25 protein-coding genes are annotated in these 21,088 nt (G+C 67.3%); 7 read left to right on the forward strand and 18 right to left on the reverse strand.

Features of this window, described 5'->3' with window-relative positions:
- From ruvA to Q5H94_RS15950, 7 genes are all read right to left on the reverse strand, one after another.
- Positions 1-374 (reverse strand): Holliday junction branch migration protein RuvA (gene ruvA, locus Q5H94_RS15920; protein WP_304562285.1); only part of this gene is annotated, 374 nt, incomplete at its 3' end.
- Between the two features lie 10 nt (positions 375-384).
- Positions 385-870, reverse strand: a complete 486-nt coding sequence (ruvC, locus tag Q5H94_RS15925) for a crossover junction endodeoxyribonuclease RuvC (protein ID WP_304562286.1) — start codon at positions 868-870, stop codon at positions 385-387.
- Complete coding sequence (locus Q5H94_RS15930; RefSeq protein ID WP_304562287.1) at positions 867-1,232, reverse strand: endonuclease domain-containing protein; 366 nt, start codon at positions 1,230-1,232, stop codon at positions 867-869. Before Q5H94_RS15930 ends, ruvC begins: the two co-directional genes overlap by 4 nt.
- Before the next feature lie 83 nt (positions 1,233-1,315).
- Positions 1,316-2,059: a YebC/PmpR family DNA-binding transcriptional regulator gene (locus Q5H94_RS15935; protein ID WP_304562288.1), complete on the reverse strand. Its 744-nt coding sequence runs from the start codon at positions 2,057-2,059 to the stop codon at positions 1,316-1,318.
- Between the two features lie 41 nt (positions 2,060-2,100).
- Entirely contained in the window at positions 2,101-2,631 is a 531-nt protein-coding gene (locus Q5H94_RS15940) for a DUF1003 domain-containing protein (protein ID WP_304562289.1), read from the reverse strand.
- A gap of 21 nt (positions 2,632-2,652) precedes the next feature.
- The gene (locus Q5H94_RS15945; RefSeq protein ID WP_304562290.1) at positions 2,653-2,892 is read right to left on the reverse strand and encodes a DUF2312 domain-containing protein; all 240 of its coding nucleotides are present in this window, start codon (positions 2,890-2,892) and stop codon (positions 2,653-2,655) included.
- A gap of 65 nt (positions 2,893-2,957) precedes the next feature.
- A complete protein-coding gene (locus tag Q5H94_RS15950; protein WP_304562291.1) occupies positions 2,958-3,254 on the reverse strand; it encodes a DUF1244 domain-containing protein in 297 nt (98 codons plus the stop codon).
- 92 nt (positions 3,255-3,346) lie between these two features.
- Between Q5H94_RS15950 and pyk the strand changes: the two genes are divergently transcribed.
- Complete coding sequence (gene pyk / locus Q5H94_RS15955) at positions 3,347-4,804, forward strand: pyruvate kinase (RefSeq protein ID WP_304562292.1); 1,458 nt, start codon at positions 3,347-3,349, stop codon at positions 4,802-4,804.
- 3 nt (positions 4,805-4,807) lie between these two features.
- Here the strand turns inward: pyk and Q5H94_RS15960 are convergent, their stop codons facing one another.
- Positions 4,808-5,170, reverse strand: coding sequence for a response regulator (locus Q5H94_RS15960; RefSeq protein ID WP_304562293.1), 363 nt, complete (start codon positions 5,168-5,170; stop codon positions 4,808-4,810).
- A 281-nt stretch (positions 5,171-5,451) separates the two neighbouring features.
- Here Q5H94_RS15960 and Q5H94_RS15965 point away from each other — a divergent pair, with 281 nt between their 5' ends.
- On the forward strand, positions 5,452-6,879 hold the full coding sequence (locus Q5H94_RS15965) for a DEAD/DEAH box helicase (RefSeq protein ID WP_304562294.1): 1,428 nt from the start codon (positions 5,452-5,454) through the stop codon (positions 6,877-6,879).
- Between the two features lie 101 nt (positions 6,880-6,980).
- Here Q5H94_RS15965 and folP read toward each other — a convergent pair whose 3' ends face one another.
- The 8 genes from folP to Q5H94_RS16005 all read right to left on the reverse strand — a co-directional run bounded on the left by folP (position 6,981) and on the right by Q5H94_RS16005 (position 14,772).
- The gene (folP, locus tag Q5H94_RS15970) at positions 6,981-8,033 is read right to left on the reverse strand and encodes a dihydropteroate synthase (protein WP_304562295.1); all 1,053 of its coding nucleotides are present in this window, start codon (positions 8,031-8,033) and stop codon (positions 6,981-6,983) included.
- A 105-nt stretch (positions 8,034-8,138) separates the two neighbouring features.
- Entirely contained in the window at positions 8,139-9,269 is a 1,131-nt protein-coding gene (locus Q5H94_RS15975) for a site-specific DNA-methyltransferase (protein ID WP_304562296.1), read from the reverse strand.
- A 152-nt stretch (positions 9,270-9,421) separates the two neighbouring features.
- Positions 9,422-10,057, reverse strand: coding sequence for a ribonuclease HII (locus Q5H94_RS15980; RefSeq protein ID WP_304562297.1), 636 nt, complete (start codon positions 10,055-10,057; stop codon positions 9,422-9,424).
- Complete coding sequence (gene thiD, locus Q5H94_RS15985) at positions 10,050-11,033, reverse strand: bifunctional hydroxymethylpyrimidine kinase/phosphomethylpyrimidine kinase (protein ID WP_304562298.1); 984 nt, start codon at positions 11,031-11,033, stop codon at positions 10,050-10,052. Before thiD ends, Q5H94_RS15980 begins: the two co-directional genes overlap by 8 nt.
- Positions 11,030-11,260 (reverse strand): DUF1272 domain-containing protein, encoded by a 231-nt coding sequence (locus Q5H94_RS15990; RefSeq protein WP_304562299.1) that lies wholly within the window; start codon positions 11,258-11,260, stop codon positions 11,030-11,032. Before Q5H94_RS15990 ends, thiD begins: the two co-directional genes overlap by 4 nt.
- Positions 11,260-11,427 carry a hypothetical protein gene (locus Q5H94_RS15995; RefSeq protein WP_304562300.1) on the reverse strand — a complete coding sequence of 56 codons (168 nt, stop codon included), beginning with the start codon at positions 11,425-11,427 and terminating at the stop codon, positions 11,260-11,262. Before Q5H94_RS15995 ends, Q5H94_RS15990 begins: the two co-directional genes overlap by 1 nt.
- A gap of 11 nt (positions 11,428-11,438) precedes the next feature.
- Positions 11,439-12,779 carry a phosphoglucosamine mutase gene (gene glmM, locus Q5H94_RS16000; RefSeq protein WP_304562301.1) on the reverse strand — a complete coding sequence of 447 codons (1,341 nt, stop codon included), beginning with the start codon at positions 12,777-12,779 and terminating at the stop codon, positions 11,439-11,441.
- A 199-nt stretch (positions 12,780-12,978) separates the two neighbouring features.
- Positions 12,979-14,772, reverse strand: a complete 1,794-nt coding sequence (locus tag Q5H94_RS16005; RefSeq protein ID WP_304562302.1) for a peptide MFS transporter — start codon at positions 14,770-14,772, stop codon at positions 12,979-12,981.
- 114 nt (positions 14,773-14,886) lie between these two features.
- Between Q5H94_RS16005 and Q5H94_RS16010 the strand changes: the two genes are divergently transcribed.
- Both Q5H94_RS16010 and Q5H94_RS16015 read left to right on the forward strand, forming a co-directional pair.
- The gene (locus Q5H94_RS16010) at positions 14,887-15,462 is read left to right on the forward strand and encodes a nitroreductase family protein (protein ID WP_304562303.1); all 576 of its coding nucleotides are present in this window, start codon (positions 14,887-14,889) and stop codon (positions 15,460-15,462) included.
- Positions 15,463-15,501: 39 nt separating this feature from the next.
- The gene (locus Q5H94_RS16015) at positions 15,502-15,858 is read left to right on the forward strand and encodes a GntR family transcriptional regulator (protein ID WP_304562304.1); all 357 of its coding nucleotides are present in this window, start codon (positions 15,502-15,504) and stop codon (positions 15,856-15,858) included.
- Positions 15,859-15,890: 32 nt separating this feature from the next.
- Here the strand turns inward: Q5H94_RS16015 and Q5H94_RS16020 are convergent, their stop codons facing one another.
- On the reverse strand, positions 15,891-16,718 hold the full coding sequence (locus tag Q5H94_RS16020) for an arylamine N-acetyltransferase family protein (protein ID WP_431312177.1): 828 nt from the start codon (positions 16,716-16,718) through the stop codon (positions 15,891-15,893).
- A gap of 47 nt (positions 16,719-16,765) precedes the next feature.
- On the opposite strand from Q5H94_RS16020, the gene Q5H94_RS16025 reads away from it, so the two are divergent.
- Positions 16,766-17,767, forward strand: coding sequence for an L-threonylcarbamoyladenylate synthase (locus Q5H94_RS16025; RefSeq protein WP_304562305.1), 1,002 nt, complete (start codon positions 16,766-16,768; stop codon positions 17,765-17,767).
- A 164-nt stretch (positions 17,768-17,931) separates the two neighbouring features.
- On the opposite strand, the gene msrA is transcribed toward Q5H94_RS16025, so the two are convergent.
- Positions 17,932-18,477, reverse strand: coding sequence for a peptide-methionine (S)-S-oxide reductase MsrA (gene msrA / locus Q5H94_RS16030; protein WP_304562306.1), 546 nt, complete (start codon positions 18,475-18,477; stop codon positions 17,932-17,934).
- Positions 18,478-18,554: 77 nt separating this feature from the next.
- Here msrA and galE point away from each other — a divergent pair, with 77 nt between their 5' ends.
- Positions 18,555-19,550 carry a UDP-glucose 4-epimerase GalE gene (gene galE / locus Q5H94_RS16035; RefSeq protein ID WP_304562307.1) on the forward strand — a complete coding sequence of 332 codons (996 nt, stop codon included), beginning with the start codon at positions 18,555-18,557 and terminating at the stop codon, positions 19,548-19,550.
- 129 nt (positions 19,551-19,679) lie between these two features.
- Positions 19,680-21,077: a M20/M25/M40 family metallo-hydrolase gene (locus Q5H94_RS16040; protein ID WP_304562458.1), complete on the forward strand. Its 1,398-nt coding sequence runs from the start codon at positions 19,680-19,682 to the stop codon at positions 21,075-21,077.
- Positions 21,078-21,088: the final 11 nt, after the last annotated feature.

Raw genomic sequence — 21,088 nt, forward strand, 5'->3', positions numbered from 1 at the left:
ACGATGCGCTCGGCGAGCTTCGGGCCGACGCCGTTGGCGCGCGCGACCATCGCCTTGTCCTGGCTGGCGATGGCGCGGCTGAGGTCGCCCGGCTCCAGCGCCGAGAGGATCGCCAGCGCGACGCGCGCGCCGACACCCTGCACGCCGGTCAACAGGCGGAACCAGTCGCGCTCGCTGGCCGAGGCGAAGCCGACGAGGCGGAGGAAATCCTCCCCCACGAGCATCTCGGTATGCAGCATGACGGCCTCGCCGACCGGGCCGATGGCGGCGAGCGTGCGCGCCGACGCGCCGACGAGATAGCCGACGCCGCCGACATCGATCACCGCGCTGTCGATGCCGGTCGAGTCCAGTCTTCCTTTGAGATGCGCGATCATGCGATGAGGGCTAGGGCATCCGACGCGACGACGCCAGATGATGCGCGTGGCATATCGCCACCGCCAGCGCGTCGGCGGCGTCGGGGCCGTCGATCTTCACGCCCGGCAGCAGGCGCTGGACCATCGCGTGAACCTGCGCCTTTTCGGCATTGCCGACGCCGACCACCGCCTTCTTGACGAGGCGGGCAGCATATTCGCCGGGGTCGATCCCGCCACGCGCCACGGCGAGCAGCACGACGCCGCGCGCCTGGCCGAGCTTCAGCGTGGATTGCGGGTTGGCGTTGACGAACACCTCCTCGACCGCCGCCGCCTGCGGACCGTGATCGGCGATGAGGGCGGCGAGCATCGTATCGAGATGCGCGAGGCGGCGTGCGAGCGGCGCGGCGCTGTCGGTCTTGAGGCGGCCGTTGGCGAGGTGCGACAGCCGGTTGCCCTCGGCGCGGATCACCCCCCAGCCGGTCGTGCCGAGGCCGGGATCCAGGCCGAGGATGATCACGGTGCGCTCACGAGCCCCTCCCCTTCAGGGGAGGGGTTGGGGTGGGGGCCGGACCAGCGATCGCGACGTCCAGCCAAGACGCCGGCGATATGCTCGACGACACCCGCGATATTATCGCGCACATCGACATTGGTGACGTGAATTACTCGAAAACCCTTATCGTCAAGCACGCTGTCGCGACGATCGTCGTGGACGGAATCGTGCGTATCACCATCGACCTCTACGATCAGACCTTTGGTCGGGCAGAAGAAATCACAGATGTAAGGGAAAGTGACCGCCTGCCGCCGAAATTTGTAGCCGATTTGCGAATTGGATAGCGCACGCCACAATCGTTTTTCCCATTCCGTGGGATTGCGGCGCATCTCTCGGGCGCGTTCGAGGAGCTCTTGCTCTGTTACCACTGCCCCACCCCAACCCCTCCCCTGAAGGGGAGGGGCTCAAGAAACTAGCCCAGCTTCTCCATCACCGCATCCGACACTTCGTAATTGCCCCATACGGTCTGCACGTCGTCGTCGTCGTCGAGCGTGTCGATCAGCTTGAAGAGGAGCGTGGCGTCCTCCTCGTCCACCTCGACGGTGGTCTGCGGCTTCCAGGCGAGCTTGGCGCCTTCGGGATCGCCGAGCACGGGGGTGATCGCCTTGACGACCTCGTGCAGATCGGCCTGCGCGGTCCAGATCTCGTGGCCGTCCTCGGATGAGGTGACGTCCTCGGCCCCCGCCTCCAGCGCCGCCTCGAACACCTTCTCGGCGTCGCCGGCGCTCGCCGGATAGGTGATCAGGCCGACACGGTCGAAGGCGTGGCTGACCGAGCCCGACGCGCCGAGGTTGCCGCCGTTCTTGGCCACCGCCACGCGCACGTTGGTGGCGGTGCGGTTGCGGTTGTCGGTGAGTGCCTCGATGATGAGGCTGACGCCGCCGGGGCCGAAGCCTTCGTAGCGGATTTCCTCGTAATTCTCGGTATCGCCCTTCGACGCCTTGTCGACCGCGCGCTGGATATTGTCCTTGGGCATCGACTGCGCCTTGGCGGCGTTGATCGCCAGGCGCAGGCGCGGGTTCATGTCGGGATCGGGCAGGCCCATCTTCGCCGCGACGGTGATTTCGCGGCTGAGCTTCGAGAACATGCCCGAACGCTTCTTATCCTGCGCACCCTTGCGGTGCATGATGTTCTTGAACTTGGAATGGCCTGCCATGAGTCTCTCTTAACGTCGTCGTGTCCGTTCTTGACGGGGTCTTAGGCGCGCGAAGCCAAGTCGTCGAGCTTGGCCTCGATCGCGTCCAGCCGGGCGATGACCATCGCATCGAGCTTCTCGTGCAGGCGCAGGATGTCGAGCTCGGCGCGCAGATTGGTCTCATAGTCGAGGCTGGCGGCGACGCGGTCCTTCGCGGCCTGGCGATTCTGGCTCATCATGATGATCGGCGCCTGCACCGCGGCCAGTGTCGACAGCATCAGGTTGAGGAAGATGTACGGGTAGGGATCGAACGCCGCCCCGAAATGCGCGAGCACGTCGGAATTGAGCAGCATCCAGCCGAATAGCACCACCGAAAAGGCGATGATGAAGCCCCACGAGCCGCCGACCGCCGCGACCTGATCGGACAGGCGGTCGCCGAAATCGGAACGCGCGTCGGCCTCGTCGGCGGCGTCGCGGGCGACGACCGTGCCGGCCTCGATATTGGCGAGGACGCGGCGCTCCTCATCGTCGAGCGCGGCGCTGGGCTTGCCGAGCAGACGCTGCGCGAGATCGGCGATGCGGTGTTCGGCCATGCCCGTGCGCCCCCGTTCGCGTTACGCCAGGCCGAGCGCCTGCTTGTAGGTTTCCAGCAGCATCTCCGCCTCGTCGCGGTGGTGCTTCTCCATCTTGCGCAGGCGCACGATCGTGCGAATCGTCTTGACGTCGAAGCCGGTCGACTTGGCTTCGCCGTAGACGTCCTTGATGTCGTCGGCGATGCCCTTCTTCTCTTCTTCCAGCCGCTCGATACGCTCGATGAGGAGGCGAAGCTGGTCGGCGGCGATGATCTCGCTCATATGTAAATCCCCGTTGGAAAGCCGCGCGCTTTAACCATCGGGGGCGGTGCCGTCACCCCTGCGAATCACCGATTCTTCGCGACGCTCTCCGCCATGCGCGCGAGCTGTTCGGGCGTCGCCTCGGTCTGATGCTCGGCCTTCCAGCGGGCATAGGGCATGCCGTAGACCGCTTCGCGCCCGGCCTCCCTGTCCAGCGCGCCGCCCGAGGCCTCCGCCACCCAATCGCCCAGGCAATTGCGGCAGAAGCCGGCAAGGCCCATCAGATCGACATTCTGCGCATCGTCGCGGTGGCGCAGGTGCGCGACCAGCCGCCGGAACGCCGCCGCCGCAATCGCATCGTCCAGCTCTTCGATCTTCGCCATCTGCCGCTCCGTGGTTGGATCGTCGCGAGATAGGCGTTACAGCCGCGCGAACCAAGCCAATCGCGTCAGCCATCCCCAGGGCGAGAACATACATGACCAAGGCCATCAGCCCGCGTGCGCGGAAGGTCCGCATTCTCGCCACCCTTGGGCCGGCGAGCAGCAGCCCCGAGATGATCGCGAAACTCTACGAGGCGGGCGCCGATGCGTTCCGCATCAACATGAGCCACGGCGACCAGAAATCGAAGATCGCAGTGATCGAGGCGATCCGCGCGCTGGAGAAGAAATACCGCCGGCCCTCGACGATCCTCGCCGATCTGCAGGGGCCGAAGCTGCGCGTCGGCAAGTTCGCCGACGGCAAGGTCGAGTTGAAAACGGGTTCGACCTTCATCCTCGACCGTTCGAAGGAGCCGGGCGACGCCACGCGCGTCGAGCTGCCGCACAGGGAGATCTTCGCGGCGATCGAGGCGGGGGCGCGGCTGTTGCTCGACGACGGCAAGCTGGTGCTGCGCGTGACCAGCCACGACGCGGACGTGATCGTCACCGAAGTGGTGGTCGGCGGGATGCTGTCGAACAACAAGGGCCTGAACGTGCCCGACGTGGTGGTGCCGATGGCGGCGCTGACCGCGAAGGACAGGAGCGACCTCGCCTTCGCGTGCGAGCAGGGCGTCGACTGGATCGCCTTGTCGTTCGTGCAGCGCCCGGAGGATCTGGCGGAGGCGCGGAAACTGATCGAGGGGCGTGCGGCGCTGCTCGCCAAGATCGAGAAACCGAGCGCGATCGACCGGCTCGAGGAGATCGTCGAGATGTGCGACGGCGTGATGGTCGCGCGCGGCGACCTCGGCGTCGAACTGCCGCCGGAGAGCGTGCCGCCGCTGCAGAAGCGCATCATCGAGGTGTCGCGGCGGCTCGGCCGGCCGGTGGTGGTGGCGACGCAGATGCTGGAATCGATGATCACGTCGCCGTCTCCCACGCGCGCGGAAGTGTCCGACGTGGCGACCGCGATCTACGACGGTGCCGACGCGATCATGCTGTCGGCGGAGAGCGCCGCGGGCGCGTGGCCGACCGAATCGGTGGCGATGATGGACGCGATCGGCGTCGCGGTGGAGCGCGACCCGAGCCACGGCGACCGCATCCACTTCACCGTCATCCGATCCGATCCGACCACTGCCGACGCCATCGCCGAAGCGGCCAAGACCATCGCCACCACCGTGTCGGCAGCGGCGATCATCTGCTTCACGCTGTCGGGATCGACCGCGCGCCGCGTCGCGCGCGAGCGGCCGGGCGTGCCGGTGATGGTGCTGACGCCCAAGCCGGAGACCGCGCGGCGATCCGGCCTGCTGTGGGGCGCCTATCCGATCCACACCAAGGACGTCGCCTCGTTCGAGGAGATGGTGGCGAAGTCGAAGCGGATGGCGCTGCGCCACGGCCTGGCGGCGGCGGGCGACCGCGTCATCATCATCGGCGGCGTGCCGTTCGGGACGCCGGGATCGACCAACGTGCTGCATGTCGTCCGCATCGTCGGCGACGAGCTGAAGGGCTATGCGAGCTGAAGCCTAGTCGCAGGTCGGGTGCGGGGCGACGCGCTGGAACGCCTCCGACACGGCGCGGCTGACCACCGGCTTCGACAGGACTTGCGCGGGCGGATCGCAATCGTCGCACGCCTCCGGCGTGCCGGTGATGAAGATGACAGGGCACGGCCCGCCCTCGCTCAGGATCGCCGCGACCGCGTGCGGGCCGGTGCCCTCGCGCAGCATCACGTCCGAGGTGATGACGTCGGGCCGGTGGGCGCGGGCCTCGGCAATGGCATCATCCTCGGTTTCGGCGAAGGCGAAGCTGGTCGCGCCGGCGGCGGCCAGCATGTCCTGCAGGTCGATCGCGACGAGAGGCTCGTCCTCGATGATCAGAACGTGACACACCCCTGTAACTCCTAGACAAAAATCGCTGCTGCTAATCCGTATCAACGTCCGGTCCGGGCGTTGTGTCCGCCCGACATTGACTTTTAACCCCGTAGCGGGCATATGGCCGCCATCGAGGCGTCATGCAGCGTGATCGGATCAGGGGATACATCCCGGGTCCAGGCTCCGCCTCGGTCGATTTCACAGGCTTCCCTTTTCACGCGGGGTGTCATTCTCCCCGCGCCACCCGTGTGTCCTTTTCGGATATGCGGACAGCGCCCTATATCTGGACTGATTCACACATGACTTTCGCACATCTCGGCCTTGCCGACCCGCTCGTTCGCGCGCTCGAGGCCAAGGGCTACCAGACGCCGACGCCGATCCAGCAGCAGTCGATCCCGACCCTGCTCGAGGGCCGCGACCTGCTCGGCATCGCGCAGACCGGCACCGGCAAGACCGCCGCCTTCGTCCTCCCCTCCATCCAGAACCTCACCGAGAGCGGCAAGAAGGTTCTCCCGACGCATTGCCGGATGCTGGTGCTCGCCCCCACGCGCGAGCTCGCCGGCCAGATCGCCGAGAGCGCGCGCGACTATGGCAAGTTCTCCAAGATGTCGGTCGCGACCGTGTTCGGCGGGACCAGCATCAACAAGAACCGCCAGGACATGAGCCGCGGCGTCGACATCCTCGTTGCCACGCCGGGCCGCCTGCTCGACCTGATCGAGCAGCGTTTCGTGTCGCTAGCGATGCTGGAGATCCTCGTCCTCGACGAGGCCGACCAGATGCTCGACCTCGGCTTCATCCACGCGCTCCGCAAGATCGTGAAGATGCTGCCGCGCCAGCGCCAGACGTTGTTCTTCTCGGCGACGATGCCCAATGCGATCCGCGAGCTGGCCGACCAGTTCCTGACCGACCCCGCCACCGTCAAGGTCGCGCCGGTCGCCTCGACGGCGGAGCGCGTCGATCAGTTCGTCACGCTCGTGAACCAGAGCGAGAAGCAGGCGCTGCTGACGATCCACCTCCGCAACCCGGAGATCGACCGCTGCCTCGTCTTCACGCGCACCAAGCACGGCGCCGACCGCGTCGTGAAGCTGCTCGCGGCGAACGGCATCGCCTCCAACGCGATCCACGGCAACAAGAGCCAGCCGCAGCGCGAGCGCGCCCTCGCCGAGTTCAAGTCGGGCAGCGTCAAGGTGCTGATCGCGACCGACATCGCCGCGCGCGGCATCGACGTTTCGGGCGTGAGCCACGTCTTCAACTTCGAGCTGCCCAACGTGCCGGAGCAGTATGTCCACCGCATCGGCCGCACCGCGCGCGCGGGCGCATCGGGCGTGGCGATCAGCTTCTGCGCCGATGACGAGAAGCCGTTCCTGCGCGACATCGAGCGGCTGACCAAGGTCAAGCCGACGCCGCTGCCGCTGCCCGCCGATTTCTCGGCCGAGCAGGCGCGCATCAAGGCGGCACGCCCGGCCGGTTCCGACACGCATGAGCGCCGTCAGGACGATTCGGGCCGTCACCGCCAAGGCCCGCGCGCGACGCATGCGGCACGGCCGACGGGCGAGCGCCCGGCGGGTGGCGCGGGTCGTCCGGGTGGTGCCAATGGGCATGGGGGCCGTCCCGGCGGTCATGGCCGCCCCGGTGGCCAGGGTCGTCCGGGTGGCGGTCAGCGCTCGGGGGGTCAGGGTCGCTCGGGTTCGGGCGGCGGCGGTCGCCGGTCGCCCGCGGCGGGCTGAGGTTCGCGTCGCCCCGGCGGAGGCCGGGGCCGCTGCGTTTTTGGCGCGCGTTTCGCCAAGCAATATGACGGCCCCGGCCTCCGCCGGGGCGACGTGCCTGGCTAGCCGACCAGCGCCCGGTCCCGCAGCCCGCGCCACACCTTGAGCGCCTGCACCGTCTCCGGCACGTCGTGGACGCGGACGATCTGTACGCCCGCCTCCACGCCCTTGAGCGCCAGCGCGACCGATCCGCCGAGGCGCTCGGTGACAGGGGCCTCGTTGGAGAGCGCGCCGATCATGCGCTTGCGGCTCGCGCCGAGCATCACCGGCACGCCCAGCCCGTGGAACAGCGCCAGCCCGTTGATGAGCGCGAGATTGTCAGCGAGCGATTTGCCGAACCCGATGCCGGGATCGACGATGATCCTTGCCCGGTCGATGCCCGCCGCCACCGCGCCTTCGATGCGCGCCTCCAGCCAGTCGTAGACTTCGGTCAGCACGTCGCCATACCCCTCCCCGCCGTGCGGGCCCTTCTTGGGGTCGGGCGTGTGCATCAGGATCACCGGGCAGCCTGCGGCCGCGACGATTGCGGCCGAGCGATCGTCCCACAGCAGTGCCGAGACGTCGTTGACGATCCCCGCCCCCGCCGCCAGCGCCGCCTCCATCACCGCGCTCTTGCGCGTGTCGACCGAGACGAGCGTGCCCGCGCGCGCAAGCCGCTCGACCACCGGGGCGACGCGCTTGGCCTCGTCGCCTTCCCAGACGAGCGGCGCGCCGGGCCGCGTGGATTCACCGCCGACATCGATCAGCGCGGCACCCTGCGCCGCCATCGCGACGCCTGCGGAAGCCGCGGCTTCGGGATCGTCGGCATGCGTGCCGCCGTCGGAGAAACTGTCGGGCGTGACGTTGACGATGCCCGCGACCAGCGGCTGATCGAACCGCAAGGTCCGCTCCCCCAACACCAGCGGCGGGCGCGGCGCGACGATGCGCGCGTGGATGGCGAGCGCGGCGTCGCCGAGGCTGGCGATATCGGCGACGGGGATCGTCTCGCGCGCCTTGCCCCGGATCACCTCGTAAGCGGCGAACCACAGCATCCCGCCCGCAAGCCGCGCGACCGCGCCGTCGGGGTGGGTGACGGGCGTGTCGACGAATTGCGTGGGGCGGAGGTGGAGGGTCATCGGATCATCCCGTCGCCCCGGCGGAGGCCGGGGCCGCTGGGGTATCTGGCAGACCGCGCGCGCAAAACATAGCGGCCCCGGCCTCCGCCGGGGCGACGGTCAGGATTATGGCTGCGTCGCCAGCAGATACGTCTGCCTGAGCGTGTCGATCGGCTTGAGCCCGTCCGGCCCATCATGGTGCCAGAAGGTCCAGCCGTTGCACGCCGGCGCGTTCTGCAGGAGCGAGCCGAGCTTGTGGATCGAGCCCGTCTGGCCGCACACGCTTTCCAGGCTGCCGTCGGCGCGGACAAGCGCGCGGTGCTTGCGTCTGGCATCGGTCAGCACGACGCCGGGGGTGAGATAGCCGTTTTCGACCAGCACGCCGAACGCCACCTTCGGCGCGGACTTGGGCGACTGCATCGTCGTCAGCGCGCTTTCGTCGAGCGGCAGCGCGGCGTCGATCCGCTCGCGCGCCGCCGCGACATAATCGTCCTCGCGCTCGATGCCGATCCAGTGGCGGCCGAGGCGCTTGGCGACGGCACCCGTCGTGCCGGTGCCGAAGAACGGATCGAGCACCACGTCGCCCGGCTTCGTGCAGGCGAGCAGGATGCGGTACAGGAGCGCCTCGGGCTTCTGCGTCGGGTGGACCTTGACGCCGTCTTTCTTCAGCCGTTCGGGCCCGCCGCAGACCGGAAATTCCCAGTCGCTGCGCATCTGCAGCTCGTCGTTCAGCGTCTTCATGCTGCGATAGTTGAAGGTGTAGCGCGCCTTCTCGCCCATCGACGCCCAGATCAGGGTCTCGTGCGCGTTGGTGAAGCGCGTGCCCTTGAAATTGGGCATCGGGTTCGACTTGCGCCACACCACGTCGTTGAGGATCCAGAAGCCGAGATCCTGGATCGCCGAGCCGACCTTGAAGATGTTGTGATAGCTGCCGATCACCCAGATCGCGCCGTTCGGCTTCAGGATGCGCTTCGCTTCAGCGAGCCATTCGCGGGTGAATTTGTCGTAGACCGAGAGGCTGTCGAACTTGTCCCAATCGTCGGTGACGGCGTCGACATGGCTGCCGTCGGGCCGCGAGAGATCGCCGCCGAGCTGGAGGTTGTAGGGCGGATCGGCGAAGATCATGTCGATCGAGGCGGCGGGCAGATCGCGCATCGCGGCGATGCAATCGCGCTGCAGGATCTGGTCGAGCGGCAATTCCACCGCGGCCACAGGCGCGGCGACGCGCGCCTTCTTGATCTTTTCCAGAACGCCCATTGCTTGCCCCCGCTTCGTCAGCCCCCGATCCCTGCGGATCGCGGCGACTCCGTCAAGCGAAGATTGGTTAACGATTCTGGTTGCGAAATCGTTAACTTAGCGGAACATTTTGGGAAGGTGCCCAGATGTTGAGTCCGAAGTTATCCACAGGCTCAAGCTATGGTGTGTGGCACCAAAGACTCGATTTTCGAAAAAGCCGCCGCGACCGGCGCGAAGCTGCGGCGGTGGAGCGGCGTGGGCCCGTGTTCGGCGAGCGCACGGAGGTGTTCGGGCGCACCATAGCCCTTGTTCGAATGCCAGCCGTAATGCGGATGCGCCTCGGCGTGCGCGAGCATGATCGTGTCGCGCGTGTGCTTGGCGATGATCGAAGCGGCGGCGATCGACAGGCTGATCGCGTCGCCCGAGACGATCGCGGTGGCGGAATGGCCCCATTTCGGCAGGCGGTTGCCGTCGACAAGGACATGACCGGGCGCGCAGCCGAGCGCCTCCACGGCCAGCGTCATCGCCTTCATCGTCGCCCAGTAGATGTTGAGCACATCGATCTCGGGCGCCTCGACCACGCCGATGCCGATCACCGCGCAATCGCGCAGCCGGTCGTGCAGGCGTGCGCGTTCGGCATGGGAGAGCTTCTTCGAATCGTCGATCCCGCGCGGCACGCCCTTCGCGGGCAGGATGACGGCGGCCGCGACCACCGGCCCGGCGAGCGGTCCGCGCCCCGCTTCGTCCACGCCCGCGACGGGGGCGAGGCAGAGCTTTTCATGGCGCAGGGACGGTCTGGGACTAGGCATCGCGGTTCTTGAGACTGTCGAAGGGGGCGAGCCCGAGTGCGTGCCCCATCGGCCCGTGTCCTGCCCCAAGGCCGGGCGCGTGCGCAAGCGCGGCGCGGACGAAGGCGATGCCGCGTTCGATGGCGTCGACGAGCGGAAGGCCGGCACCGAGCCCGGTGGCGATGGCGCTGGCGAGCGTGCAGCCGGTGCCGTGAGTGTGACGGGTGTCGATACGGGGGTTGGACCAATGCGCGATTTCGCCGTCAGCGGTGACAAGGCGATCGGTCAGCGTATCGCCTTCGCCGTGGCCACCTTTCACCAGAAGCGCGGCACCTGTGGCACGAGCCAGATACTCTCCCGTTCGTGCTGAGCCTGTCGAAGCACTGTTCTTCTCTGCGTCAGAAGAAAAGAGCAGCCCTTCGACACGCTCAGGGCGAACGGGAAAAAGGGATTCAACCAAAGCCTCGAGTTCCGGCAGATTGGGTGTCACCAACGTCGCCAGCCGCATCAGCCGATCGAACGCCGCGATCGTGTCGGCATCCGCCAGCACCGATCCGCTGGTGGAGATCATCACCGGATCGAACACGACCGGGACAGAAAAGCCCCTCCCCTTCAGGGGAGGGGTTGGGGTGGGGAAGGCCGCGAGCGATGGTCTCGGTGAGATTTCCCCCACCCCCGACCCCTCCCCTGAAGGGGAGGGGCTAGAAAGAAGCCCCTCCAGCACATCCGCCACCGCGTGCGCCGTCTCCGCCGAGCCGATCATGCCGATCTTCACCGCGTCCACGCCGATATCGTCGATGCAGGAGCGCATCTGCCGCACGACGAAATCGGCCGGCACCGGCATCACGCCTTGCACGCCCGTCGTGTTCTGCGCGGTGAGCGCGGTGATCGCGGTCATGGCGTGGCCGCCGAGCATCGTCACCGTCTTGATATCGGCCTGGATGCCCGCGCCGCCCCCCGAATCCGATCCCGCGACGATGAGAATGCGCGGGATCAAGCGTGCCCCTTGAAGCGCCGCTGCGTCGAGGCGGGGTTGCCGGCGAGCGCCTTGCCGGTGCGGCCGGGGCGATCCATCAGCTCGCCGCCGCAATTGGGGCAGCGATCGTCGAGCGCCTCGGCGCACTCCGCGCAGAAGGTGCATTCGAACGAGCAGATGAACGCGCCCGGCGCGTTCGCCGGAAGATCGGTGCCGCAGCGTTCGCAATCGGGTCGCATTTCGAGCATCAGAAAATCCTGTCCTTCAAAATTCCGCCTACGAACCAGATCGCAGCGGTGAAGACGAAGGTCATGAGCGCTACGATAGCGCTGTCAGATGGCGTAACGTTGCCGCGCGCAAGACCGCCAGCGGCGCCTCCGATCGCACCGGCCACACCGATACTGAGCGAGCGCACGACCCTAGCCTTCACGCCGCCTCTGCCTTCACGGCGTCGCAGATCCGGTCGACGACGCGCTCGACCTGCTGGAGATCGTCGCCTTCGGCCATCACGCGGATGACGGGTTCGGTGCCCGAGGGACGGATGACGAGGCGGCCCTTGCCGACCAGTTCCGCCTCGGCCTCCGCGATCACCGCCTTCACCGCGTCCGCTTCCAACGGTTTGCCGCCGGCGAAGCGGACGTTCTTGAGGAGTTGCGGCAGCGGCTCGAAACGGTGGAGCAGCTCGCTTGCCGGGAGGCCCGAGCGCACCAGTTCGGCCAGCACCTGCAGCGCCGCGACGAGGCCGTCGCCGGTCGTCGCGTAATCCGAGAGGATGATGTGCCCGGATTGCTCGCCGCCGACATTGTAGCCGCCCGCACGCATCCCCTCGAGCACGTAGCGGTCGCCGACCGAGGTGCGGATCAGGCGGATGCCCTGCGTGGCGAGATGGCGTTCGAGGCCGAGGTTGGACATGACGGTCGCGACCAGCCCGCCCTGCGCCAGCCGGCCCGCGCGCGCCCAGCCGCTGGCGATCGTCGCCATCAACTGGTCGCCGTCGACGACATGGCCGGTCTCGTCGACCACGATCAGCCGGTCGGCATCACCGTCGAGCGCGATGCCGAGCTGCGCGCCCGATGCCACCACCGTCTCGCGCAGCAGATCGGGCGCGGTCGAGCCGACGCCGTCGTTGATGTTCTTGCCGTTGGGCGAGACACCGATGGTGATGACCTCCGCGCCCAGTTCCCACAGCGCCGAGGGGGCGACCTGATAGGCGGCGCCGTTGGCGCAATCGACGACGATCTTGAGGCCGTCGAGCGTCAGATCCTCCGGGAAAGTCGATTTGGCGAAATGGATGTAGCGCCCGCGCGCATCCTCGACGCGCCGCGCGCGGCCGATGTCGGCGGCAGGGGCGAGTTCGATCTCGCCGTCGATCAGCGCCTCGATCGCGAGTTCGTCGGCGTCGGAGAGCTTGTAGCCGTCGGGGCCGAACAGCTTGATGCCGTTATCCTGATAGGGATTGTGGCTCGCCGAGATCATCACGCCGAGATCGGCGCGCATCGAATGGGTGAGCATCGCCACGGCGGGCGTCGGCATCGGCCCGACGAGGACGACGTCCATGCCGACCGAGGTGAAGCCCGCGACCATCGCGTTTTCGAGCATATAGCCCGACAGGCGCGTATCCTTGCCGATCACGACGCGGTGGCGATGATCGCCGCGGCGGAAATGCGCGCCCGCCGCCATGCCGACCTGCATCGCCATCGCCGCCGTCATCGGCTTTTTGTTGGTGAGGCCGCGGATGCCGTCCGTGCCAAAATATTTGCGTGCCATGTGTGTCTCGCGTCGGTTCGCCGGCTGCGGTCATAGCGTGCGGGCGCGACAACCCCAAGCCGTCATGCCGGACCTGGCGGCGCGGAGTAAATCCGCAAGCCTGCCCCGGCGAAGGCCGGGGTCGGCCGGAGCCTTCGGCCCCGCCGGCCGCGCTCGGGCGCGCGACGCGAAATAGCTGCGCTATTTCGCTCGCCCGAGCTTACTTCACCCCGTGCATCCAGTGCTTGAGCGGGAAGGACAGCGCCAGCAGGATCAGGCCGAGCACGATCGACACTTCGGAGATCGTCACGAACACGCTGACATAGGTGTCGAGGCTGACCTTGAGGTTCGTCACCTGCCCGCCGACCGTCTCCACACTCGCGAATTGCGCGACCACGCCCGCGACGTACTGCGCGACCGAGATCGACAGGAACCACACGCCCATCATCAGCCCGACGACGCGCGCGATCGACAGCTTGGTGATCATCGACAGGCCGACCGGCGAGATGCACAGCTCTGCGAACGAGTGGATGAAATAGAGGCCGGCGAGCCACAGCATCGCGACCTTGTAATCCGGCCCGACATAGGCCGTGCCCCAGACGAGGAACAGGAAGCCGAGCCCGACGCTTATGAGCGCGATGCCGAACTTGACCGGGATCGACGGCTCCAGGCCGCGCTTGGCGAGATTGGTCCACAGCCAGCTCATCACCGGCGCGAGGGCCACGATGAAGAAGGCGTTGAAGAACTGCGTCTGCCCGGCCGAGATCGGGATGCCGAACATCTGCGGTTCGGTATTGCGGTCCGCGAACAGCGTCAGCGACGATCCGGCTTGTTCGAACAAGGTCCAGAACACGGTGTTGAAGACGACCAGCACCATCGCCGCCATCATCATCTGGAATTCCTTGCGGCTGCCCGCGATGAAGGACCAGATCAGGATGCCCGGCACGCCGATCAGGAAGGTGCCGAACAGCAGTTTTCCCATCAGCGAGAGCGAGGCGATATAGCCGACGAAGCCCGATCCCTCGACCGGCGGCGCCATGTTCATCAGGTTGACGAACAGCAGGTAGAAAATCGGAATGCCGATCAGCGCGGCGGCATAGATGCCGAGCGCGCGGTCCTTCCCCGCCTCCTTGTTGGGCGGCTCGCCGTATCCGGCGAGCTTGCCGCCGTCGAACTGGATCAGCGTCCAGGAGAACGCCATGCCGATCGCGGCAAGGCCGAAGCCCGCCCACCAACCGACCGCATCGGCGAGGAACGGGCACAGGATCTGCGAGCCCAGCGAACCGAGGTTGATGCCCATGTAGAAGATCGTGAAGCCGGCGTCGCGCCTGCGGTCGCCCTGCGCATAGAGCTCGCCGACCATCGTCGAGATGTTGGGCTTGAAGAAGCCGTTGCCGACCGAGACCATCGACAGCGCGATCAGCATCACCGCGATGTAGAAGGGCGATCGATCGGCCTCCGACACGAAGCCGCCCTTGGCGACGGTGCGCACCGCTTCGTTGTTCGCGCCGAGCAGCGAGACGCTGCCGTCGTCATTGCCCTTGATCTTGAGCTTGCTCGCGCCGTCGACGACGTAGCGCACCTCCTCGCCCGCGACGCTGGCGATCTGGACCTCGTGGCGCGCGCCGTCGATCATCGCATAGGGCTTGGCGGTCTCGCCGCCGAAGCAAAGCGTGAAATAGCCGAGCGACATCAGGATCGCGCCGAACTTCACCGCGCGCTTCGCCCCCAGATACTGATCGGCGAGATAACCGCCGATCAGCGGCGTGAGATAGACGAGCGCGGTATAGCCGCCGTAGAGCCCCGTCGCTGCCCGGTCGCCGAACACGAAATGCTTGGTGAGGTACAGCGTGAGCAGCGCGCGCATGCCGTAATAGCCGAACCGCTCCCACATCTCGGTCGAGAACAACCGCGCGAGCTGGCGGGGATGCCCGAACCAGGTTTCCCCCGCGGCCGGATTGACGTGGCTGATATCCGGCTCGGCCGGCGTGTCCGCCGTCGGGGTGTCCACCATTTTTATACGCTCCCAGAACAAGGTAGCGCCGTCTGCGGGCGCTTTTGGTTGCAGGCGACACTAGCGGCAATCGCCGGGCTGTAAATACGCGGGCACGCTCGCTACATCGCCGCCATGTTCAACGACACCTCCTCCCCGCTCGCCCTTCTCGCCACGCGCCGTTCGGGCAAGCCGCGCGACCTGATCGCCCCCGGTCCCGACGATGCGCAGATGGCGCAGATCCTGGAAATCGCCGCACGCACGCCCGATCACGGCAAGCTCGCGCCGTGGCGTTTCGTGGTCGTGCCCGATGACAGGCGCGAGGCGCTCGCCGAGGTGATCAAGAGCGCCTATCTCGCCGAGCGCCCGCTCGCCGCACAGACCGAGCTCGCCTCGCTCGACCAGTTCGCGAAACAGGCTCCGGCGCTGGTCGTGGTGCTCTATTCGCCGAAGCCCAGCCACATTCCGGCCTGGGAGCAGGAATTGTCGGTGGGGGCGGCGTGCATGAACCTGCTGCACGCGGCGCACGCGCTGGGCTTCGCCGGCGGCTGGCTGACCGGCTGGCCGAGCTATTCGGATGCGGTGCGCGATGCGTTCGGTGCGGCACCGGAACAGATCGCCGGCTTCATTTTCCTCGGCACGCCAGCGCGCGCACTAGAAGAACGTCCAAGGCCCGATTTGAGCAGTATCGTTACAAAATGGGGCGGCTGAATCGCTCGACTTTCGAGTCATTTGCTGTATTAGAGAAGCATGACAGCCCTTAGCAACGACGACAGCCCCGTCTACATCAAGCTGCGCGGATCGATCGCGGCGGCCATCCTGCGCGGCGATTTCCGCGCGGGCGATCAGCTTCCCTCGGTGCGCGCGCTGGCGGCGCAGCACGGGGCGAACCCGCTGACCGTCGCCAAGGCGTACCAGACCTTCCAGGACGACGGCTATGTCGAGGTGCGGCGCGGCGTCGGCATGTTCGTGCTGGCGGGCGCGGCCGAGAAGCTGCGGCTGGCCGAACGCGCGCATTTCCTCTCCGACAGCTGGCCGCGCATCCGCGACCATATCGCGCTGCTGGGGCTCGACGCCGCCGACCTGCTGGAGCGCGAGCGGGCGTAAGCCAATCCTCCCCCTGGCCGGGGAGGATTTTTCTAGAACACCCCCAGCGCCGCGACCTCGTCCGCGCTGAGATCGATCCCGAACATCATGCTCAGCCGCAGGCGGTAGACGCGCGGATCGGTGATTTCCGCCTCGGTCTGCTCGCTGCCCGAGCGGCGGCGGTACATCCGCCCGCTCAGGCTCGCGAAGCCGGCGGGCAGCACGATGCTGACGATGGCGGTGGTGCGGAAGCGGCTTTCCGGCCAGGTCGAGGTCCAGAAATTGCCCATCGCGAGATCGGCATCGCATACGGTCGCCAACGTGAAGCTGTACTGCCGCTGCCAGCCCTCGTGCGTGCCCCGCCCGTCGGTCGACGCGGCGTCGCCGTCGCGCCACAGCAGCCAGCCGTGATCGGAATCCGCACTCAGCCGGTAGCGCGCACCGTCGGGCGCGGCCGCCTCCGCGCCGTCGGCAAGCGGCAGGACGGGGGTGTAGCTGCCGCCGAAACCGGCGTCGGCGAGCCATTCCTGCCCGGCGATCGTGACGAGGCTGAACACATGCGTCAGCGGCGGCACCTCGGTCGCGCCGAGCCAAACGCGCGCCAGCACCGGCCGCGCCTCGAACCGGAGCGCCGCCAGCGCATCGGCGAACAGCCGGTTGTGCTCGAAACAATAGCCGCCGCGCTTGGCCGTCACCAGCTTGGCGAACACCGACGCGCTGTCGATGGCGACGCCGCGCCCCAGCACGACGTCGAGATCCTCGAACGGAATCGCGAGGCGGTGCGCGCGCTGGAGCGCGGCGAGCCCGTCCAGATCGGCGGCGGGATGCGCGGCGACATGCAGCCGCGCGAGATAGGCGTCGAGATCGAACACGGTAACCATCCGTTCCTCTTATATATTGCGTTGCAGCATGCTAGATTGCGGACTCGATGAACGCGCCCGGCACTTTCCACCAGACCCGCCTGCTGCACTACGGCCCCGACGCCATCGCCGAGGCGGCGGCGATGATCAAGGGCGGCGGCGTCGTCGCCGTCGCCAGCGAGACGGTCTACGGCCTCGCCGCCGACGCGACGCAGCCCGGTGCGGTCGCACAGGTCTATGCCGCCAAGGGCCGCCCGGCGTTCAACCCGCTGATCGTCCACGTCACCGACATGGCGATGGCGCTGCGGCTCGGCGAGTTCGATGCGCGCGCGAAGGCGCTGGCGGAATCCTTCTGGCCGGGACCGCTCACGCTGGTGGTGCCGCGCCGTGCGGGCGCGGGGATCGCCGCGCTCGCCACCGCCGGACTCGACACCATCGCGATCCGCATGCCAGCGCACCGCGCGATCCGTGACCTCATCGCGGCGTCGGGCCGCCCGCTCGCAGCACCGTCCGCCAACCGCAGCGGCGCGATCAGCCCGACGCGCGCCGACCATGTGCTGGCGAGCCTGGGCGGGCGCATCCCGCTGATCGTCGACGACGGCCCCTGCGAATGCGGGGTCGAATCGACCATCGTCATGGAGATCGACGGCGCAACGCGCGTGCTGCGCCACGGCCCCATCGGCGTGAACGCGCTGCTCGCGACGCTGCTGCACGCGGAAGGCGGCGCGGGCGGGGTCGATCGCTTCGATCCCGGCCTCGGCAGCTATGTCTCGCGGATCGACGCGCCGGGGCAGCTCGCCTCGCATTACGCGCCGTCCAAGCCGCTGCGCATCAACGCCATCCATGCCGAACATGACGAATGGATGATCGGTTTCGGCCCGATCTTCGGCGACGCCACGCTCTCGCGCACCGGCAACGTCATCGAGGCGGCAGCGCGGCTGTTCGACCTGCTGCACGAGGCGGACGCGAGCCCCAAGGCGAAGATCGCGGTGGCGCCGGTGCCCGGCGACGGCGTCGGCACCGCGATCAACGACCGCCTGCGCCGCGCGGCGCATCCGGGGGTGGATTGACTTTTACCCTCTCCCGCTTTCGCGGGAGAGGCAACGGAGACTTGGTGCGCGCACTTCCGCGCGGACCTAGTCGCAGTCGGTGAGGGCCTTCTTCTTTTCGACCTGCGAGAAGAAGAAGACCCTCCCCTGCCCCTCCCGCGAAAGCGGGAGGGGAGATTCAGGTGTCAGGCCGCCTCCACCGCCTTCGAACGCTTGGCGAAGCTCTTGCGCAGCTTCGCCAGTTTCGGCGGGATCACCGCCAGGCAATACGGATTGCGCTGGCCTTCGCCCTCCCAATATTCCTGGTGATAGTCCTCCGCCGGATACCAGGTCGATGCGGGCTCGATCGTCGTGACGATCGGGTTGGGCCAGTCCGCCGCCGCACGCTCGATTGCCGCCTGCGCCTCTTCGCGCTGGTCGGGCGTCTCCGGGAAGATCGCCGAGCGATACTGCGTGCCGACGTCGTTGCCCTGACGGTTGAGCGTCGTCGGATCGTGCGTGGCGAAGAAGATGTCGAGCAGATCGGCATAGCGCACCTGATCGGCATCGAACGTCACGCGGATCGCCTCGGCATGGCCGGTCTCCCCGCTGCACACCTGCTTGTAGGTCGGGTTCTCGACCGCGCCGCCGATATAGCCGCTCTCGACCTTTTCGACCCCGATCACGTCGGCGAACACCGCTTCCGTACACCAGAAACACCCGCCCGCCAGCGTCGCGATTTCGCTTGCCATACCTGCTCCTTTTCTCGATTTCGTAAGATGTAGGGTGCAAACGCCCCAAGACAATCAATCCTCTCGGAGAACGTGCGATGCTGGACGGATCGGTTCTGGTGACGGGTGGTGCCGGCTATATCGGCAGCCATGCGGTGCTGGCGCTGCTCGATGCCGGGCACCGCGTGGTGGTGGTCGACAATCTCGTCACCGGCTTCGCCTGGGCAGTCGATCCGCGCGCGACCCTGGTCGAGGCGAACATCGAGGACGACGACAAGGTCCGCACCGCGATCCGTATGCACGACGTGAAGGCGATCATGCATTTCGCCGGATCGGTGGTGGTGCCCGAATCGGTCAGCGATCCGCTCAAATATTACCGCAACAACACCGCCGCGAGCCGTGCGCTGATCGAAAGCGCCGTCGCGGAAGGCGTGCCGCATTTCATCTTCTCCTCCACCGCCGCGACCTATGGCACGCCCGAGAAGGTGCCGGTCGCAGAGGACGATCCCAAGAGCCCGATCAACCCCTATGGCTGGTCGAAGCTGATGACCGAACACATGCTGCGCGACGTGGCGGCGGCGCATCCGATCAATTACGCGGCGCTGCGCTATTTCAACGTCGCCGGCGCGGACCCCGAGGGGCGCACCGGCCAGTCGACGGCAGGCGCGACGCACCTCATCAAGGTCGCGGTCGAGGCGGCGACCGGCAAGCGCGCCTCGGTCGGCGTGTTCGGCACCGATTTCGACACGCCCGACGGCACCGGCGTGCGCGACTATATCCACGTCAGCGATCTCGCGGCGGCGCATGTCGCCGCACTCGATCTGCTGGTGGCGAACCCGGCCGAAAGCCACACGATGAACGCGGGATACGGCCACGGCTTCTCGGTGCTGGAAGTGCTCGACGCGGTCGACCGCGTCACCAACATGACGATCGACCGCAAGCTGGAGGGGCGCCGCGCGGGCGATCCCGCGATGCTGATCAGCGACAATGCCCGCATCCTGGAGACGATCAAATGGGTGCCGCGGCGCGACGACCTCGACACGATCGTCAAGGACGCGCTGGCGTGGGAACGCAAGCTGGCGGAGCGCGAATAGAAGAGAACCGTTCGGGCTGAGCTTGTCGAAGCCCTGCCCTTCCTTCTACGCTGGGAGAAGGACAGCCGTAGACCTACGGTCGCCTACGGCCCGACAAGCTCAGGGCGAACGGGGGGTTAAGGTATGAAAATGTTCGCCGGGATTTTTGGATTGGTGGCGCTCGCGGTCGCCCTCCCCGCATCCGCGCAGGACCGGCCCGACCAGAAGGCCTTCCGCGATCTCTACAAGCAACTCGTCGAAACCAACACCACGCTATCGTCAGGCAGCTGCACATTGGCCGCGGAGCAGATCGCCGCGCGGCTGAAGGCGGCGGGTTATCCCGACAAGGACATCACGCTCTTTTCGACGCCCGAGCATCCCAAAGAAGGCGGCATAGTCGCGATCCTGCCGGGCAGCGACAGGACGAAGAAGCCGATGCTGTTGATGGGGCATCTCGACGTGGTGGAGGCGAAGCGCGCCGACTGGGTGCGCGATCCCTTCACGCTGATCGAGGAGGGCGGCTATTTCTATGCGCGCGGTGCCGCCGACGACAAGTCGATGTCGGCGATCTGGGCCGATGCGATGGTCCGCTTCCGCACGACCGGCTACACGCCCAAGCGCACGATCAAGCTCGCGCTGACCTGCGGCGAGGAGACGACCTTCGCCTTCAACGGCGCGCAGTGGCTGGCGGCGAACAAGCCCGATCTGATCGCCGCCGAATTCGCGCTCAACGAGGGCGGCGGCGGGCAGAACACCAAGCAGGGCAAGCACGAGGTGCTGGCGATCCAGGTCGGCGAGAAGGCCGCGCAGAATTACACCCTCGCCGTCACAAATCCCGGCGGGCACAGCTCGCAGCCGGTGCCCGACAACGCCATCTACCAGCTCGCCGACGCGCTGAAGGCCGTGCAGGGCTATGAATTCCCGGTGAAGTTCACCGACACGACGCGCGCCTTCTTCGGCGCGCTGGCGGGCGCTCCGACGACGCCGAAGCCGGTTTCCGCCGCGATCGCGCGGCTGCTCGCCGACCCGAAGGACGCGGAAGCGGCGGCGTTGCTGAGCCGCGACAAGACCTTCCACTCGACGCTGCGCACCACCTGCGTCGCGACGCTGCTCAATGCGGGCCACGCCGAGAACGCGCTGCCGCAGCGCGCGACCGCCAACGTCAATTGCCGGATCTTTCCGGGCGAGACCGTTCAGGCGACGCTCGCGAAACTGCAGGAGCTTGCCGGACCGAAAGTGACCGTTACCGCCAATGCGCCGATCCGGCCGGTGGCGATCCCGCCCGCGCTCGACCCGAAGATCCTGGGGCCCGCCAAGGCGGTGGCGGCGAAGCACTTCCCCGGCCTCGCCATGCTGCCGCTGATGTCGACGGGGGCGACCGACGGCATCTTCTATGAGGCGATCGGCATCCCGGTCTACGGCGCGCCCGGCCTGTTCTTCGATCAGGACGGCAACGGCATGCACGGCCTGAACGAGCGGATCGGGGTGGAATCGCTCTATGCTGGGCGCGACTATCTCTACGATCTCGCCAAGGCCTATGCCGGCTGAGGCCTCATCTT

It is taken from the genome of Sphingomonas immobilis (genome assembly GCF_030580995.1).
GTDB lineage: Bacteria > Pseudomonadota > Alphaproteobacteria > Sphingomonadales > Sphingomonadaceae > Sphingomonas > Sphingomonas immobilis.